Annotated in this window: 12 protein-coding genes; 7 read left to right on the top strand and 5 right to left on the bottom strand. The window is 68.2% G+C overall.

Annotated elements, in window-relative coordinates:
- Positions 1-102 precede the first annotated feature (102 nt).
- Positions 103-1,470 carry a metalloprotease PmbA gene (pmbA, locus tag ACXJLH_RS01345; protein ID WP_056196855.1) on the bottom strand — a complete coding sequence of 456 codons (1,368 nt, stop codon included), beginning with the start codon at positions 1,468-1,470 and terminating at the stop codon, positions 103-105.
- Between pmbA and yjgA the strand changes: the two genes are divergently transcribed.
- Entirely contained in the window at positions 1,420-2,091 is a 672-nt protein-coding gene (gene yjgA, locus ACXJLH_RS01340; protein WP_457390067.1) for a ribosome biogenesis factor YjgA, read from the top strand. The genes pmbA and yjgA overlap by 51 nt on opposite strands.
- Positions 2,084-2,650, top strand: coding sequence for a molybdopterin adenylyltransferase (gene mog, locus ACXJLH_RS01335; RefSeq protein ID WP_457442225.1), 567 nt, complete (start codon positions 2,084-2,086; stop codon positions 2,648-2,650). Before yjgA ends, mog begins: the two co-directional genes overlap by 8 nt.
- Here mog and ACXJLH_RS01330 read toward each other — a convergent pair.
- The 3 genes from ACXJLH_RS01330 to ACXJLH_RS01320 all read right to left on the bottom strand — a co-directional run bounded on the left by ACXJLH_RS01330 (position 2,647) and on the right by ACXJLH_RS01320 (position 7,592).
- Complete coding sequence (locus ACXJLH_RS01330) at positions 2,647-5,877, bottom strand: ligand-binding sensor domain-containing protein (RefSeq protein ID WP_457442224.1); 3,231 nt, start codon at positions 5,875-5,877, stop codon at positions 2,647-2,649. The two genes, mog and ACXJLH_RS01330, sit on opposite strands and share 4 nt — an antisense overlap.
- 160 nt (positions 5,878-6,037) lie before the next feature.
- The gene (gene cysE, locus ACXJLH_RS01325; RefSeq protein ID WP_056196844.1) at positions 6,038-6,814 is read right to left on the bottom strand and encodes a serine O-acetyltransferase; all 777 of its coding nucleotides are present in this window, start codon (positions 6,812-6,814) and stop codon (positions 6,038-6,040) included.
- 40 nt (positions 6,815-6,854) lie between these two features.
- The gene (locus ACXJLH_RS01320; RefSeq protein ID WP_082532618.1) at positions 6,855-7,592 is read right to left on the bottom strand and encodes an RNA methyltransferase; all 738 of its coding nucleotides are present in this window, start codon (positions 7,590-7,592) and stop codon (positions 6,855-6,857) included.
- Between the two features lie 108 nt (positions 7,593-7,700).
- Here ACXJLH_RS01320 and ACXJLH_RS01315 point away from each other — a divergent pair, with 108 nt between their 5' ends.
- Together ACXJLH_RS01315 and ACXJLH_RS01310 are read left to right on the top strand one after the other, a co-directional pair.
- Positions 7,701-8,630 (top strand): inositol monophosphatase family protein, encoded by a 930-nt coding sequence (locus ACXJLH_RS01315; protein WP_457442223.1) that lies wholly within the window; start codon positions 7,701-7,703, stop codon positions 8,628-8,630.
- Between the two features lie 226 nt (positions 8,631-8,856).
- The gene (locus ACXJLH_RS01310) at positions 8,857-9,171 is read left to right on the top strand and encodes an energy transducer TonB (protein WP_056196838.1); all 315 of its coding nucleotides are present in this window, start codon (positions 8,857-8,859) and stop codon (positions 9,169-9,171) included.
- 86 nt (positions 9,172-9,257) lie between these two features.
- On the opposite strand, the gene ACXJLH_RS01305 is transcribed toward ACXJLH_RS01310, so the two are convergent.
- Positions 9,258-10,328, bottom strand: a complete 1,071-nt coding sequence (locus ACXJLH_RS01305; RefSeq protein ID WP_457442222.1) for a porin — start codon at positions 10,326-10,328, stop codon at positions 9,258-9,260.
- A gap of 363 nt (positions 10,329-10,691) precedes the next feature.
- Between ACXJLH_RS01305 and mutS the strand changes: the two genes are divergently transcribed.
- The 3 genes from mutS to ACXJLH_RS01290 all read left to right on the top strand — a co-directional run bounded on the left by mutS (position 10,692) and on the right by ACXJLH_RS01290 (position 14,953).
- Positions 10,692-13,253 carry a DNA mismatch repair protein MutS gene (gene mutS, locus ACXJLH_RS01300; protein WP_457442221.1) on the top strand — a complete coding sequence of 854 codons (2,562 nt, stop codon included), beginning with the start codon at positions 10,692-10,694 and terminating at the stop codon, positions 13,251-13,253.
- Between the two features lie 5 nt (positions 13,254-13,258).
- Positions 13,259-14,077, top strand: a complete 819-nt coding sequence (locus ACXJLH_RS01295; RefSeq protein ID WP_457442220.1) for a substrate-binding periplasmic protein — start codon at positions 13,259-13,261, stop codon at positions 14,075-14,077.
- 72 nt (positions 14,078-14,149) lie between these two features.
- Positions 14,150-14,953: an alpha/beta fold hydrolase gene (locus ACXJLH_RS01290; RefSeq protein ID WP_457442219.1), complete on the top strand. Its 804-nt coding sequence runs from the start codon at positions 14,150-14,152 to the stop codon at positions 14,951-14,953.
- The last annotated feature ends 44 nt before the right edge of the window (positions 14,954-14,997 follow it).

Raw genomic sequence — 14,997 nt, 5'->3', positions numbered from 1 at the left:
TGTTTTCGGATTTGCGAAGAGAGAAAATTGCCGGCCGATTCTAGGAAGGCTGCACCGGCCTCCGGCCCGGATTTACCCCGGCGCTGACGCGCCAGATGCGCGTCAGTTGCCAGCGAGTTTCATGCCCGTGACGAGCACCGAACCGATGGTCTTGGTGCCCATCGTGTACTCGTCGGCGCCAATGCCGACGATGTTGTGCAGCATGTCCTTGAGGTTGCCGGCGATGGTGACCTCATGAACCGGGTAGGCGATCTCGCCGTTCTCGACCCAGTAGCCGCTCGCGCCCCGCGAATAGTCGCCGGTCACGTAGTTCACGCCCTGCCCCATCAGCTCGGTGACGAGCAATCCGCGGCCGAGGCGCCGGATCATCGTCGGCAGGTCGTCGCCAGGCGCGGTGGCACGGCTGGTCATGCGCAGGTTGTGCGAACCGCCGGCATGGCCTGTGGTCTTCATGCCCAGCTTGCGCGCCGAGTAGCTGGACAGGAAGTAGCCCTGCAGCACGCCACCCTCGACAACTGAGCGCGCACGCGTGACGACACCTTCGTCGTCGAAAGGCGAGCTGCCCTTGCCCTTCTTCACATGCGGGTCTTCGGAAATGTCGATATGCGGCGCCATGACCGGCTTGCCCAAGCTGTCGAGCAGGAAGGTGGTGCGGCGGTAGAGCGCACCGCCACTGGTCGCCTGCACCAGCGCACCGAGCAGGCCGATGGCCACCGTGCTCTCGAACAGCACCGGGATCTCGGCGGTTGCCACCTTGCGTGCCTTCAGCCGCGACAAAGCACGCTCCGACGCGTAACGGCCCACCGCCTCGGGCGAGGCCAGATCTGCCGCGTCGCGCATGGAGCTGTACCAGGCGTCGCGCTGCATGCCCGCGCCGCGGCCAGCGATGGGCGCAACCGACAGCGAATGCCGCGAGCTGGCATAGCCGCCCCGGAAGCCGCGCGTATTGCCCATCCAGAAATGCGACTGCTGGGCCGACACGGCCGCGCCTTCGCTGTTGGTGATGCGCTTGTCCACGGAAAGGGCAGCGGCCTCGCAGCGCAGCGCAATCTCGGCGGCTGCAGCGGCGTCGACGGCCCAGGGATGGAAGAGATCCAGCTCGGGCCGCTGGGTCGCATCCAACGCCAGGTCGGCCGCATCGGGCAACCCGGCGAACTCGTCCTCGGCCGTGAAGCGGGCAATATCGTAAGCCGCACGCACTGTGTCGCGGATAGCCTGTGGCGAGAAGTCCGACGTGCTGGCATTGCCGCGGCGCTGGCCGAGGTAGACCGAGATGCCGAGCGACTTGTCACGATTGCGCTCGACGTTCTCCAATTGGCCCAGGCGCGCCGATACCGACAGGCCGCAGCCCTCAGACACTTCTGCACCGGCATCGGTCGCGCCGATCTTTTTCGCTTCGCCGAGCGCATCCTCGATCCATTGCTGGAACTGCTCGGGACTGTAGGCAAAACCGTTCTGGGGCTGAGGCATGAAAGCAAAGCGCCGGGCGATGCCGGCGCCGGTGTCAATGGGGTGGGGGACAATGATAAGACTCCGCCCTCCCCCCGCACCGCGATGCACGATCCCAACCCTGAATTCGAAGACGACGACGACTTCGACGGCCCAAGCAAGAGCCAGCTCAAGCGCGACATGACCGCGCTGCAGAAGCTCGGCGAAGAATTGCTCGTCTTGCCCGAGAGCCGTTGGGAGCCGCTGGCGCTGCCCGAAATCCTTTACGACGCGCTGCGCCACGCCAAGAAGATCACCAATTTCGAGGGCAAGCGCCGACAGATCCAGTACATCGGCAAGCTGATGCGCAAGATCGATCCCGAGCCGATCCGGGAAGCGGTGGCCGCTTTCAAGCTCGGCCATGCGCAGGACAGCCTGAAGCTGCATCAGTCCGAGCGCTGGCGCGAACGCCTGCTGGCGACCGACGACGCGCTGCAGGAGTTCCTCGCCGAGCACGCCGACGTCGACATCCAGCAGCTGCGCAGCCTCGTGCGCGCGGCGCGCAAGGACGCGGCCAATGAGCCGGAGAAACGCAGCGGCCGCGCCTTCCGCGAGCTGTTCCAGTTCATCAAGGCTTCCGAAGCCGCGGCCGAAGATGAGTGAGCAGGTCCGCATCGGTGTCGTGTCCATCAGCGACCGGGCATCAGCCGGTGTCTACGAAGACAAGGGCCTGCCTGCCCTCAAGGACTGGCTGACGGGCGCGCTGCACAACCCCATCGAGTTCGTGTCCCGCCTGATTCCTGACGAGCAGGCCGACATCTCGGCGGCGTTGACCGAGCTGGTCGACACCGAACGCTGCGACCTGGTGCTGACGACCGGCGGCACCGGCCCCGCACCGCGTGACGTCACGCCCGAGGCGACGCTGGCCGTGGCTGACCGCGTGATGCCGGGCTTTGGCGAGCAGATGCGCCAGATCTCGCTGCATTTCGTGCCCACGGCCATCCTGTCGCGCCAGGTCGCCGTCATCCGCGGCAAGAGTCTGATCATCAACCTGCCCGGCCAGCCCAAGGCCATCGCCGAAACTCTGGCTGGCCACGAGAAGGCCAGCGGCATCTTCGCCGCCGTACCCTATTGCATCGACCTGATCGGCGGGCCCTACATCGAGACCCGCGACGAGGTCTGCAAGGCTTTCAGACCCAAGAGCGCACAACGCCCCGTCTAGCCTTCGACCGTTCCTGGCTCGGCCAGCGCCGCAGCCACGTCATCCAGGCTGCGATTGCTGCTGAGGCCGAACCCGCCCACGACGCGCTGACCGGTGGCGCCGCGCCCCTTGGCGGTGTGCACACCAACCCAGGCATTGCGGCCGGCGCGCTTGGCGGCATAGAGCCCCAGGTCGGCCAGGTTGACGACCTGCTGCCAGCTGCGTGCCTGTGGCCGCTCCGGCTCGAAGGGCACGCAGGCAAAGCCGACGGAACAGCTGACATCGAGGCGGCCGCCGTCGTCGAGCTCAAACGGCGTGGCGGCGATGACGGCGCGCATGCGCTCGGCCAGCTCCTCAGCGCGCAGGCGATCGGTGTCGCGCGCCACGGCCAGGAATTCCTCGCCACCCCAGCGCACCAGGTAATCGGACTCGCGCATCACCGAACGCAGCCGGGCGCCGAACTGCACCAGCACCGCGTCGCCCGCGGCATGGCCGTGCCGGTCGTTGATGCGCTTGAAGGCATCGATGTCGAGCAGCAGGAAGACGTTGTCCGTATCCAGCGGCTGGCCCCCGGCGGCAAGCGTCTCCTGTGATCGGCGCAGGCTGGCTGCCAGGTCCTGCTCGATGTGGTCACTCAGGAAGCGGCGGTTGTGCAGGCCCGTCAACGGGTCGGTCACGCTGCTCAACTGAAGCTGCTCTGATTTCTCTTGCAAAGCGTGGTGCATCGCCCGCAACTCGACCGTGCGCTCGCGCACCTTGTGCTCCAGCTCGAGCTGCCGGTGGCGCAGCAGCCGCGTGCGCCCGGCCACCGCCGCGAGCACGAGCAGGCATAGCGCAAACACCAGGGCAGCGCGGAACCACCAGGTCTGGTGCCAGGCAGGCCTCACCGTCACCGCCAGGGCCAGTTCGCGCTCGCCCCATTGGCCGTCGCGGTTGGAGGCGCGCAGGCGCAGCCGGTAGTCACCCGGTGGCAGGTTGGTATAGGCGGCCACCCGGCGCGCCGCGTCGGCCGCCATCCAGCTGGCATCGAAGCCTTCGAGCTTGTAGGCATAGCGATTGCGTTCCGGCGCCGAGAAGTCGGTGGACGCGAACTCCACGGCCAGGCTGTTGCCGTCGGCCGGCACGTCCAGCAGCGCCGTACCACCCGGGGGCAGCGCCACAGAGCGCCCGCCGATCTGCACGTCCGCCACCAGCACGTCGGGCCGGTAGGTCCAGGCCTGCAGCTTCTCGGGCAGCACCACGGTCATGCCGCCGGCACCGCCGAACAGCAGCTCGCCGCGCTCGGTGCGCGCTGCCGAGCCCGTCCAGTAGGTCGGGAAGACCACGCCCTCGGCCCGGCGCAGCGCGCGCGCCGTCATGCGGGCCGGGTCGATACGCGCCAGACCGTTGTCGGTGCTGGCCCAGACCTGGCCCTGCAGGTCCGGCAGCAGCGCGTTGACAGTGCCGTCCGGCAGGCCCTGGGCAACGCCCACGCGCAGGATGGCTTCACCCTGGCCCGGCGCCGGCAGCACATCGATGCCGCCGCCATAGCTGCCCACCCAGAGCCGGCCTTCGGCATCCAGCATCAGCGCCGTGACGAAGCCGGCCGACAGGCCGCGCGCCAGCGTCGGGCCGGCCGGGTATTGCACGACACCACCGCTCAGGGGATCGACCCGGTTGAGGCCGTTGCGCGTTCCGACCCACAGCTCACCCGCCGCGCCGCGGGCCAGCACCATGATGCGCTGGTCGGTCAAGCCCGGTGCCGGGAGGGTGACGGGCGCGGCGCTGCCGCTGGCAATGTCCAACCGCCACAGGCCGTCGAACTGGCCGCCTATCCACAGCGTGCCGCCATCGACCAGCAGGGCCCAGGTGGATGCGGCAGGGTTGCGGCCCGCCAGGTTCACGCGACGCAAATGGCGCCCATTCGCATCGCAGCGATAAAGACCGCGCTTGGTGGCGACGAAGACGCTGCCATCCGCCACGCGCGCCATGCCCAGCACGATGTCCGGCGGCAGCGCGGCCTCGGGCCGGCTCGCATCGGGCCGCAATGCACCGGCGCGGGCACCGGTGGCGTCGAGGATGTCGATCCCGCTCTTGTGCGTGGCCAGCCACAGGCGGCCCTCGGGCATCGGCAGGATCCAGCTGATCTCGGCGCTGATGAAACGGGAGTCAAGTGCATCGCCAACCTCGGCGCTGGCGCCCAGGCGGGTCAGCACCCCGCCCTGGCGGGGGTCGTGGCGACTCAGGCCGCGGTTCGACGCAGCCCAGATCAGCCCGGACCGGTCGCGGTAGAGGGTGCGCAACGCGTTGTCCGCCAGGCTGACCGGCCAAGCCGGCACGTGGCGGATGCGCCGGCTGTCGCGCCGCTCGACGTCGACGGCCACGACACCCTGCCCCAGGGTCGCCACCCACATCTCCCCCGGCTGCGTCTCGAGCAGGCTGGTGATCTGGCTGTTGCCCAGCAGGTCCTCGTTCGCGGCGACGCCGGCCTCCCGCATTTCGACGGCTGGCGCCTCGCCGTTGTCGGCGAGCACGAAGACGCCATCGTGCTTGCCGCCGGCCCAGATGCGCCCGGCGCTGTCCTGGGCCAGGGCCTGGGGCTGGACGACGCGGCCCACCGCCAGTGGCACGGCCTGCAGCGGCGCGCCCGCGGCCGCGCGGCGGAACAGGCCCGCGGCGCTACCGATCCAGAGCTGGCCGCGGCGATCAAGCAGCAGGGTCCAGACCTGGGTGCCGGCACCGGCCGCCCAGCCGCCCACGGTGCTGGCACGCTCGATGCGCCCGCTGTCGGGATCCAGGTGGTCCAGGCCGCCGTCGGTCACGACCCACAGCCCACCCGCGCCGTCGTCGGCAATCTGCCGCACGCTGACATGGCTCAGGCCCGCGGCGCCACCGACCGGGATGGCGACGAAACGGTCCGTCGTCGGGTCATGCCGAAGCAGCCCTGCCGCGCTCGTGCCCACCCAGAGCCGCCCCTTGGCATCGCCATGCAAGGACTGCACATAGTTGTCCGGCAGGGCGCCGGGGCGCTGCGCATCGGCCTTGTAGACCTTGAAGTGGTAGCCGTCCCAGCGCGCCAGACCGCCGAGCGTGCCCACCCACAGAAAACCCTGGCCATCTTCGGCCACGGCCGTCGCGATGGCGTTGGGCAAGCCCTGCTCCTGGCTGAGATGCTGGAAGCTGATGTCGGCGAGGCTGGACCAGCGCTTGGGCGCCGGTGCCGCAGTTGCCTCAGCCAGGCAGAGGGCCATGACCAGGCACAGCGCCATGCGCCAGCCAGTGGAAAGCCGCAGTCGTAACTCGCGCAGGAACACAGCAGGCCGACACAGGGCGGGCCATCGCGGCCCGGAACCGGCGATTCTCATTCACGCCGGGCCGGCCGGCGGCAAAGACGTGGCCGGCTGACGGTCTATTTCGCCGGCGCGGCCGCTACTTGACCAGCCGGTTCATCTGCGCTGCATCGAAGGCCTCGTCGCGCTGGGCGTCATCGGGCACGCAGTCACCGATCGGCCGGCCGGCCTGGGTCGACAGCTTGCAGACCGCGCTCCAAAGCAGCGCGATCTGGTGCTCGTGGCCCGAGGCGCTGTCGATGAGGCCGCGCATGGCCATGGCGACCGGGTCGTCACCCTGGGTCACGCCATAGGCCGAGAAACCCATCTTGGCGGCCGCCTCCTCGCGGGCCTGTTCGCTGGCGGCCTCGATGATGCGCGCCGGGTTGCCCACGGCTGTCGCACCTGCCGGCACCGGCTTGGTGACGACCGCGCCCGAGCCGATGCGCGCACCGGCGCCGACCGTGAAGCCGCCCAGCACGCTGGCATTGGCGCCGACGATGACGCCCGGGCCCAAGGTCGGATGGCGTTTGGCGCCTTTCACGAGCGAGGTGCCGCCGAGCGTGACGCCCTGGTAGATGGTGCAGCCCTCGCCGATCTCGGCCATCTCGCCAATGACGATGCCCATGCCATGGTCGATGAAGACCTTGCGGCCGATGCGCGCACCGGGATGGATCTCGATGCCCGTCAGAAAGCGGCTCCAGTGCGAGACCCAGCGCGCCAGCCACTTGAAGCCACGCTGCCAGAACCAGTGAGCACGGCGGTGGAACATCAGCGCATGCAGGCCCGGGTAACAGGTCAGCACCTCCCACGCCGACCGGGCGGCCGGGTCGCGTTCGAGGATCAGGGCGATGTCTTCGCGCAGGCGCTGGAACATGGTGCAGCCAGGGGAGAAAGGCAGGCCAGTTTAGGTGGGGCTACTTTGAGCCTGCTGGCACTACGGTCTTCTGCATCTGTCGCGCAATGCCACGCAGGATGTGGATTTCCTCGTTCGTGAGCCCGGCGCGGTTGAAGAGCTGGTTCAGGCGGGGCATCAGCTTCTTGGGCGCCGCGGGGTCGAGGTAGTCGATGTGCACCAGCGCTGCCTGTAGATGATCCAGCAGGCCCTGCACGGCACGCGCGTCGGCCAGTTGCGGGTCAGGCGTGCGCGCCTGCACGCCGAAGCCGCCGAGGGCCTGGCGCAGGTCGTAGGCCAGCAACTGCACGGCCTGGGCAAGGTTGAGCGAGCCGTAGTCCGGATGGGTCGGGATGCTCAGCACCGCATGACAGCGGTAGACGTCCTCGTTGCTCATGCCGTAGCGCTCGGAGCCGAACACCAGCGCCAGGCGGGGCGCGGCCTCACGCGCGGCCAGCTCGCCGAACAGTGCACGTGGCTCACGCGTCGGCGGGCCAAAGTCGCGCGGCGTCATCGCGGTGGCGCAGGCGAAGTCCACGTCGTCCAGCGCCTCGGCCAGCGTGGGCACGACGCGGGCGCGTGCCAGGATGTCGGCCGCGCCGCTGGCCATGGCCACCGCCTCTTCGTGGCAGAGCACGTCGGCAAAGCGCGGCGCCACCAGCACCAGGTCCTGGAAACCCATCACCTTCATCGCCCGCGCCGTCGCGCCCACGTTGCCGGCGTGGCTGGTGTTGATGAGAACGAAGCGTGTAGATTCCACGGGTTTGTACGGAGGCTGCGGCTAGAATCGCGCGATTATCCGGGCCGCCTCCATGGGTCCCGCCGCTCTTTCCTCCCGTCAGCCCCTTCTTCCCAGCGAGTGCCACGCATGCTGCAAACGTCTCACCATCCCATGCTCAATGTCGCCATCAAGGCGGCGCGTGCGGCTGGCGCCATCATCAACCGCGCCTCGCTGGACCTCGAAGCTCTGCGCATCAACACCAAGAGCCCGAACGACTTCGTCACCGAGGTCGACCACGCCGCAGAAGGGGTGATCATCGAGACGCTGCTGGGCGCCTACCCGGACCACGGCATCCTCGCCGAAGAGTCGGGCCGCACCCACGGCGCCAAGCATTCCGAGTTCGTCTGGATCATCGATCCGCTGGACGGCACCACCAACTTCATCCACGGCCTGCCGATGTACTGCGTGTCCATCGCGCTGGCGCACCGCGGCGTCGTGCAGCAGGCCGTCGTCTACGACCCGACCCGCAACGACCTCTTCTACGCCAGCAAGGGCCGCGGCGCCTTCTGCAACGACCGCCGCCTGCGCGTGTCCAAGCGCACCCGCATGAGCGACGCGCTGATCGGCACCGGCTTCCCCTTCCGCCGTGGCGACAATTTCAAGCGCTACGTGAAGATGTTCGAGGAGGTCATGCAGCACTGCGCCGGCCTGCGCCGCCCGGGCGCTGCAGCGCTGGACCTCTGCTACGTCGCAGCCGGCTATTACGACGCCTTCTTCGAGACCGGCCTGCAGCCCTGGGACGTGGCGGCGGGCTCGCTCATCATCACGGAAGCCGGTGGCCTGATCGGCAACTTCACGGGCGAGGCCGACTTCCTGCACCAGCGTGAAGTGGTGGCCGGCAACCCCAAGATCTACGCGCAGCTGGTGACGATGCTGGCGCCCTATACCCGCGTCATCAAGGAAGAAGAGGCCGCAGCTCCCATGCTCAATGGTGATGCAGCGTCTGCGCCGGCCGAGCCGAAGAAGCGTGGCGCCGTGCGCATCAAGAAGGATGAAAGCGGCGACGCAGCGCCCTGATCAGCGCCACCCGTCCCCTTCGAAGCCCTCCTCGCGAGGGCTTTGTCATTTTCTGGCTGTGAAGGAATTGGCAGCAGCGGTGACCAAGGGCTAACCCGGTCATGCGTGCGTGACTTCTGCACGGCCGCACCTCTTACCCGTGGGGGGCGGGCTCGCCAGAATGCGTGCTGCAACGCGGCCAGAGCCGCTCTGTTCCCCCAATCAAACCGCCCGAAAGACGCTACTGATGTTTGCCCGCTCCGCTGTCGCTCTCGCCCTCGTCGCCGCTGCCTCCCTGGCCCACGCCGATGCCAAGGTTCTGAAGAAGGTCGCTCCCGAGTACCCCAATGAGGCCGTCAAGAAGAACATCAGCGCCGGCAGCGTGCGCGCCAAGATGACCATTGCCGGCGACGGCAAGGTCTCGGATGTCGCCATCGTCGAAGCCGAACCCAAGCGCGTGTTCGACCGTGCCGCCACCGAAGCCCTGAGCCAGTGGAAGTTCGAAGGCACCGGCGCCGCCCAGACCCACGAAGTCAAGCTGGTGTTCAAGTCGGAAGATTAATTAGACGCTTCGCTAGCCAAGCGCTTCGCTGAATCAACAAGGCCCGCGTTGCGGGCCTTGCTCTTTATGGGTGTTTCTTGCGCCGCTCAGAAGCTGTGGCGAACGCCGAGTTCGGCACCGCTGCAGTTGCCGCCCGGCACCGTCGTCGCCATGCCCACGTTGAAGCGCACGCCAGTGCCCTTGTTGTCGGCGCGGGCGGCGTTGCCATACAGCGCGGTGCGCTTGGACAGATCGTGCACATAGCCGAGCGCGATATGACTCGCGTCGCTGGCCACCCCCTTGGCCCTCAAGGTCGTGTAGGCAAAGCGGACTTCGCCCTGCGGGCCTACCTGCCAGCGCGCGCCCGCCATGCGCGCCGTCGTCTTCGTCGTGCCGACCTTGTTCTCGCCCCACAGTCCCATCAGCTTGACCGGGCCCAACTGCCAGGCCGCTCCGACATTGCTCTGCTTGTAGTCGCCCGTCGCATAACGGGTGCGCGTAATCGCGACCGCGGCGTTGAAGGCCTCGTTGCGCCAGCCGATGCGCATGCCCTGCAGCTGGCCGTCCCTTTGCGTCGGGCCATCACCCTGCTCGCCCAAGGCCAGCATCACGTGGGCATAGACACCACCCAGGCCCGGCGGCAGGAAGTAGCCGATGGAGTTGGACGCCCGCGCATTGGTGCGCGGCGTCGTGCCATTGGCGGGCGCGGGATAGAACAACAGCCCCGAGCTGGCGACGCCATTGGGGCCGAAGGGATGCATGGTCATCGTCAGGTTGATGAAGGACGGCACATAGTCGCGGCCCAGGCGCAGTTCGCCCCAGTCACCGGACAACTGCACCGTCGCACGGCGCGCCCAGGTCAGACCGCCGCTGATGGAGTCCTTGTTGTTGGTGCTCGTCGCACCGCTGCTGCCGTCGTCCACCAACAGGGCCGACTCCAGCCAGAAGCCAACCTTGAGCCCGCCGCCCAGATCCTCGCTACCGCGCACGCCCAAGCGGCTGGAGGCGTTGCCGTCGCTGGTGACCAGGTGGCGCTTGCCGACGCCGTCGGCCTTCAGCTGCTGTACGCCGATGTCCATCAGGCCAAATAGCTGCACGCTCCCCGCCTGCTGCGCCTGCACGCCCACAGCCGCAGTGGCCAGGGCCACAAAGCCCACCCTCCAACGTCCTGTCTTCATGGCGGTCTCCATGTGTTGTTGTGCAGGATCCGGGGCCCACCCTGGTGGGACGGGTATTCATAGCACCAAATACACCGCCACAGCAACATAAAACATATCGGTAGGCATCGTTCGCCAGCGCTCGTTCCGTGGGTGACTGATGGCGCTTTGTCCGTCGCGAAGGCCGATTCCAGCGCTCCAGCGGTTCGCCCTTGTCCAGACGGAGGTTGGCAGCCGGCGCGCCTCGTCGGCAAGCCAGGAGCACAGCGAAGGCTCCGTGGCCGTCGGCCGCTCAACCGACGGGCCAGCCTACTTGGCCGCCGCGTAAACTGTCGCCCATTCTGAAGCCCTCCGCCGGGGGGCTTTGTTATTTGCTCGACGCCGATGACCCAGCCCGCTGACTTCAGCGCCCATACCCCGATGATGGCCCAGTACCTGGGCCTGAAAGCCGACTTCCCGGACACGCTGCTGCTGTACCGGATGGGCGATTTCTACGAAGTCTTCTTTGATGACGCGCGCAAGTGCAATGCGCTGCTGGACATCACGCTGACGCAGCGCGGCCAGAGTGCGGGCCAGCCCGTCGTCATGGCCGGCGTGCCGGTGCACGCGCTGGAGAGTTATCTCGCCAAGCTCATCAAGCTGGGCGAGGCCGTGGCGATTGCCGAACAGGTCGGCGAGGTCGGCGCGAGCAAGGGGCCGGTCGAACGCAAGGTCGTGCGCGTCGTCACGCCCGGCACCATCACCGACACCGAGTTGCTGGCCGACAAGCAGGACGCCGTGCTGCTGGCCGTCTCCGGCCACGGCCGCCGCCATGGCCTGGCCTGGCTGTCGCTGACCCAGGGCGAGATCGGCCTGGCCGAATGCAGCGACGTGGAGCTGCCCGCCTGGCTGGCCCGCCTGTCGCCAGCCGAGGTGCTGGTGAACCGCGAGCAGCAGCCATCGGGCGTCATGAAGGCGCGCTTCCCGGTCACGAACCGGCCGAGCTGGCAGTTCGACGCCGCTTTGGGCCAGCGCAAGCTGTGCGAACAACTGGCCGTGGCCGGCCTGCAGGGCTTCAACGCGCATGAGCTGACGCTGGCTCACGCGGCCGGCAGCGCTTTGCTGGCGTTTGCCGAACATACCCAGGGCCGGGCTCTCGCCCACGTGCGCTCCCTGCGCGTGCAGCGCAGCGGCGAGCTGCTGGACCTGCCGCCCGCCACCCAGCGCAACCTGGAGTTGACGCAGACGCTGCGCGGCGAGCCGAGTCCCACCCTCTTCTCGCTGCTGGACACCTGCAAGAGCGGCATGGGCAGCCGCACGCTGCGCCAGTGGCTGCTGCATCCCAAGCGTGACCGGGCGGAAGCCGTCTCGCGCCACGACGCCATCGCCGCCCTGCACGACGAAGGCTTCGAGCCCCTGCGCGAAGCGCTGAAATCGGTCAGCGACGTGGAACGCATCTCCGCCCGCATCGCCTTGCGCCAGGTGCGCCCGCGCGAGCTGACCGGCTTGCGCGCGACGCTTCAGGTGCTGCCGCAACTGCGCGCTGTGACACCCGCCGCGTTGCGCGACGCCAGCCTGAACCCGCCCGCCGACATCCAGGAGCTGCTGGAGCGCGCCATCGCGCTGGAGCCGGCCATCCTGACGCGCGACGGCGGCGTCATCGCCGACGGCTTCGACGCCGACCTTGACGAGCTGCGCGGCATCCAGCAGAACTGCGACGGCTTCCTTCTCGACCTCGAAACCCGCGAGCGCGCCCGCACTGGCATCGCCAACCTGCGCGTGCAGTTCAACCGCGTGCATGGCTTCTACATCGAGGTGACGCAGGGCCAGGTCGACAAGGTGCCGATGGACTACCAGCGCCGCCAGACGCTGAAGAACGCCGAGCGCTACATCACGCCGGAGCTGAAGGCCTTTGAGGACAAGGCCCTGTCCGCCAACGAGCGGGCGCTGGCGCGCGAGAAGCTGCTGTACGAGCAGGTCATCGACGCCCTGATCAGCCGCCTGGAGCCGCTGACGGCGCTGGGCCGCACGCTGGCCGGCCTGGACGCGCTGGCGGCGCTGGCCGAACGCGCCGTCACGCTGAACTGGTGCCGGCCGGAGTTCGTCACCCAGCCCTGCCTGGCGATCGAAGCCGGCCGCCACCCCGTCGTGCAGGCCCGCCTGCACGAGACCGGCGGCACGGAGTTCATGCCCAACGACTGCAAGCTCGATGCGCGTACCAAGCTGCTCGTCATCACCGGCCCGAACATGGGCGGCAAGAGCACCTTCATGCGCCAGGTGGCGCTGATCGCGTTGCTGGGATCAATAGGCAGCTATGTGCCGGCGACGAGCTGTCGCCTTGGGCCGATGGACGCCATCCACACTCGCATCGGCGCGGCGGACGACCTCGCCAACGCTCAATCCACCTTCATGCTGGAGATGACCGAAGGTGCGGCCATCCTGCATTCGGCCACCGACCAATCCCTCGTGTTGATGGACGAGATCGGGCGGGGGACTTCCACCTTCGACGGCCTGGCACTGGCGTCGGCCATCGCCAGCCACCTGCACGACAAGACCCGCGCGTTCACCTTGTTCGCCACGCACTACTTCGAGCTGACCGAGTTCCCTGCCAAGCATGCGCAGGCGCAGAACTGGCACGTGTCGGCCGTGGAGAGCGGTGAGGACATCGTCTTCCTGCACGAGCTGCAGCCCGGCCCGGCCAGCCGCAGCTATGGCGTGCAGGTCGCCAAGCTGGCCGGCATGCCCGCCAGCCTCGTGCGCCAGGCCCGCGCGACGCTGGAGGCCCTGGAGGCCCGCCAGAACGCGGCCGACGACCAGTTCGACCTCTTCGCCGCCCCGCCCGCGCCGCCGCCCCTGCCCGAGCCCAGCGAGCTGCTGCAGGCGCTGGCCAAGGTCGACCCCGACGCGCTGTCGCCGCGCGAGGCACTGGAAGCGCTGTACCAACTCAAGCGCCTGGCGGCCAGCTGAACGCCATGAACCGGCGCCGCGCCGCATTGGCGCTGTTGTCCACGATAGGCCCCTCCGCCGCCCTGGCTGCGGAGCCCCTGCGCGTCACCATCCCGCAGTTGTCGCCCAGCTCGCAGGAGCACGCAAGCTATTTCCCGCAACTGCTGCGCCTGGCGTTGGAGAAGACGCAGGCCAGCGACGGGGCCTTCGAGATCCAGCACTACGAGCAGCCGATGAGCGGCCAGCGCCAGTTCGTCGAGCTGAAGAACAATGGCGCCATCAACGTCATCTGGGATGGCAGCAACACCAAGCGCGAGGCCGAGCTCCTTCCCGTGCGCTTCTCGCTGCTGCGCGAACTCAACGACTACCGCGTCTTCCTGATCCGCAGGGGCGACCAGGCGCGTTTCCGGGCCGTGCGCACGCTGACCGACCTGAGCCGCTTCACGGCCGGGGCCGGCGAGGGCTGGCCATCGACCGACGTGCTGCGCGCCAACGGCCTGCCCGTGGTCACGTCCGTCAATTACGAACAGCTCTTCGCGATGCTGGGCGCCAGGCGCTTCGACTACATGCCGCGCGGCGTTTATGAGGCCTGGTACGAGCAGCAACAGCACAGCGGCCTGGCCATCGAGCAGACCCTGTTCCTGCACTACGGCGTGCCCTTCTACTTTTTCACCAGCCGCGACAACCCGGCCCTGGCCGACCGCATCGAGCGCGGCCTGCGCGCAGCCCTGGCGGACGGCAGCTTCGACCGCCTGTTCCGCAGCATTCCCGGCTTCAGGCGCAGTCTTGATGAGATCCACGCCGGCAGGCGCCGCGTGCTGGAGCTTGAGCTGCCGCCCGACTGACGGCCACGTCTGGACTCGGCACTCCAGAACTGACGCTGAACAGGTCGCCCGACGCAGGCAAACTGCGCGCCCATGACAACTCGCACGCTGGTCTTCTCTCACGCCAACAGCTATCCCGCCGGCTGCTACCGCGTGCTGTTCGAGCGTTGGCGCGCCGCCGGCTGGCACGTCGAGGCGCTGGATCGCTTTGGCCACGACCCGCGCTTCCCCGTGACTGGCGACTGGCGCCGCCTGCGTGACCAGCTGCTGCATTTCATCGAGCATGAAGTGCGCCCGCAAGGCCAGGTCGCCCTTGTCGGCCACTCGCTGGGCGGCATGCTGAGTTTGATGGCCACCTGCCGCCGACCCGATCTCGTCAGCCGCCTTGTCATGCTGGACTCACCCGTCGTGTCGGGCATGAAGGCCGCGGTCGTTGCGATGGCCAAGACGACGGGACTCATCCACCGCTACGGCCCGTCCAAGATCGCCCGCGAGCGTCGCCATGTCTGGCCGGATCGCGAGGCCGTCTACAAGCATTTCTCAGCCAAGAAGCTTTTCGCCCGTTGGGATCCACGGGTGCTGGCCGACTACATCGACGCCGGTTTCGAAGAGTCGGAAGACGGCCAGGTCAGGCTGCGCTTCACGCGCGAGGTCGAGGCCCACATCTACCGTACCTTGCCCCACCACCTGCCCCTGCTGCTGCGTCTGCGCCCGCCACAGTGCCCGGTGGCTTTCGTCGGCGGTACGCGCTCGGTCGAGCTGCGCCAGGCCGGTGCCGCGGCGTCCAGGAAACTGGCTGGGGAGAACTGGCGCTGGATGGAGGGCTCGCACCTGTTCCCTTTCGAGAAACCTGAGGAAACGGCCGACTTGGTGCTGGAGTTGCTGGGGCCCAATTGACGGGTCTCGTACAATCGCAATTTCCCACCTCAGCATGCTGTTCT

This window comes from Roseateles sp. P5_E4, from assembly GCF_054049255.1.
The sequence above is the reverse complement of the archived record's forward strand: the minus strand, read 5'-3'. Positions and strand labels throughout refer to the sequence as shown.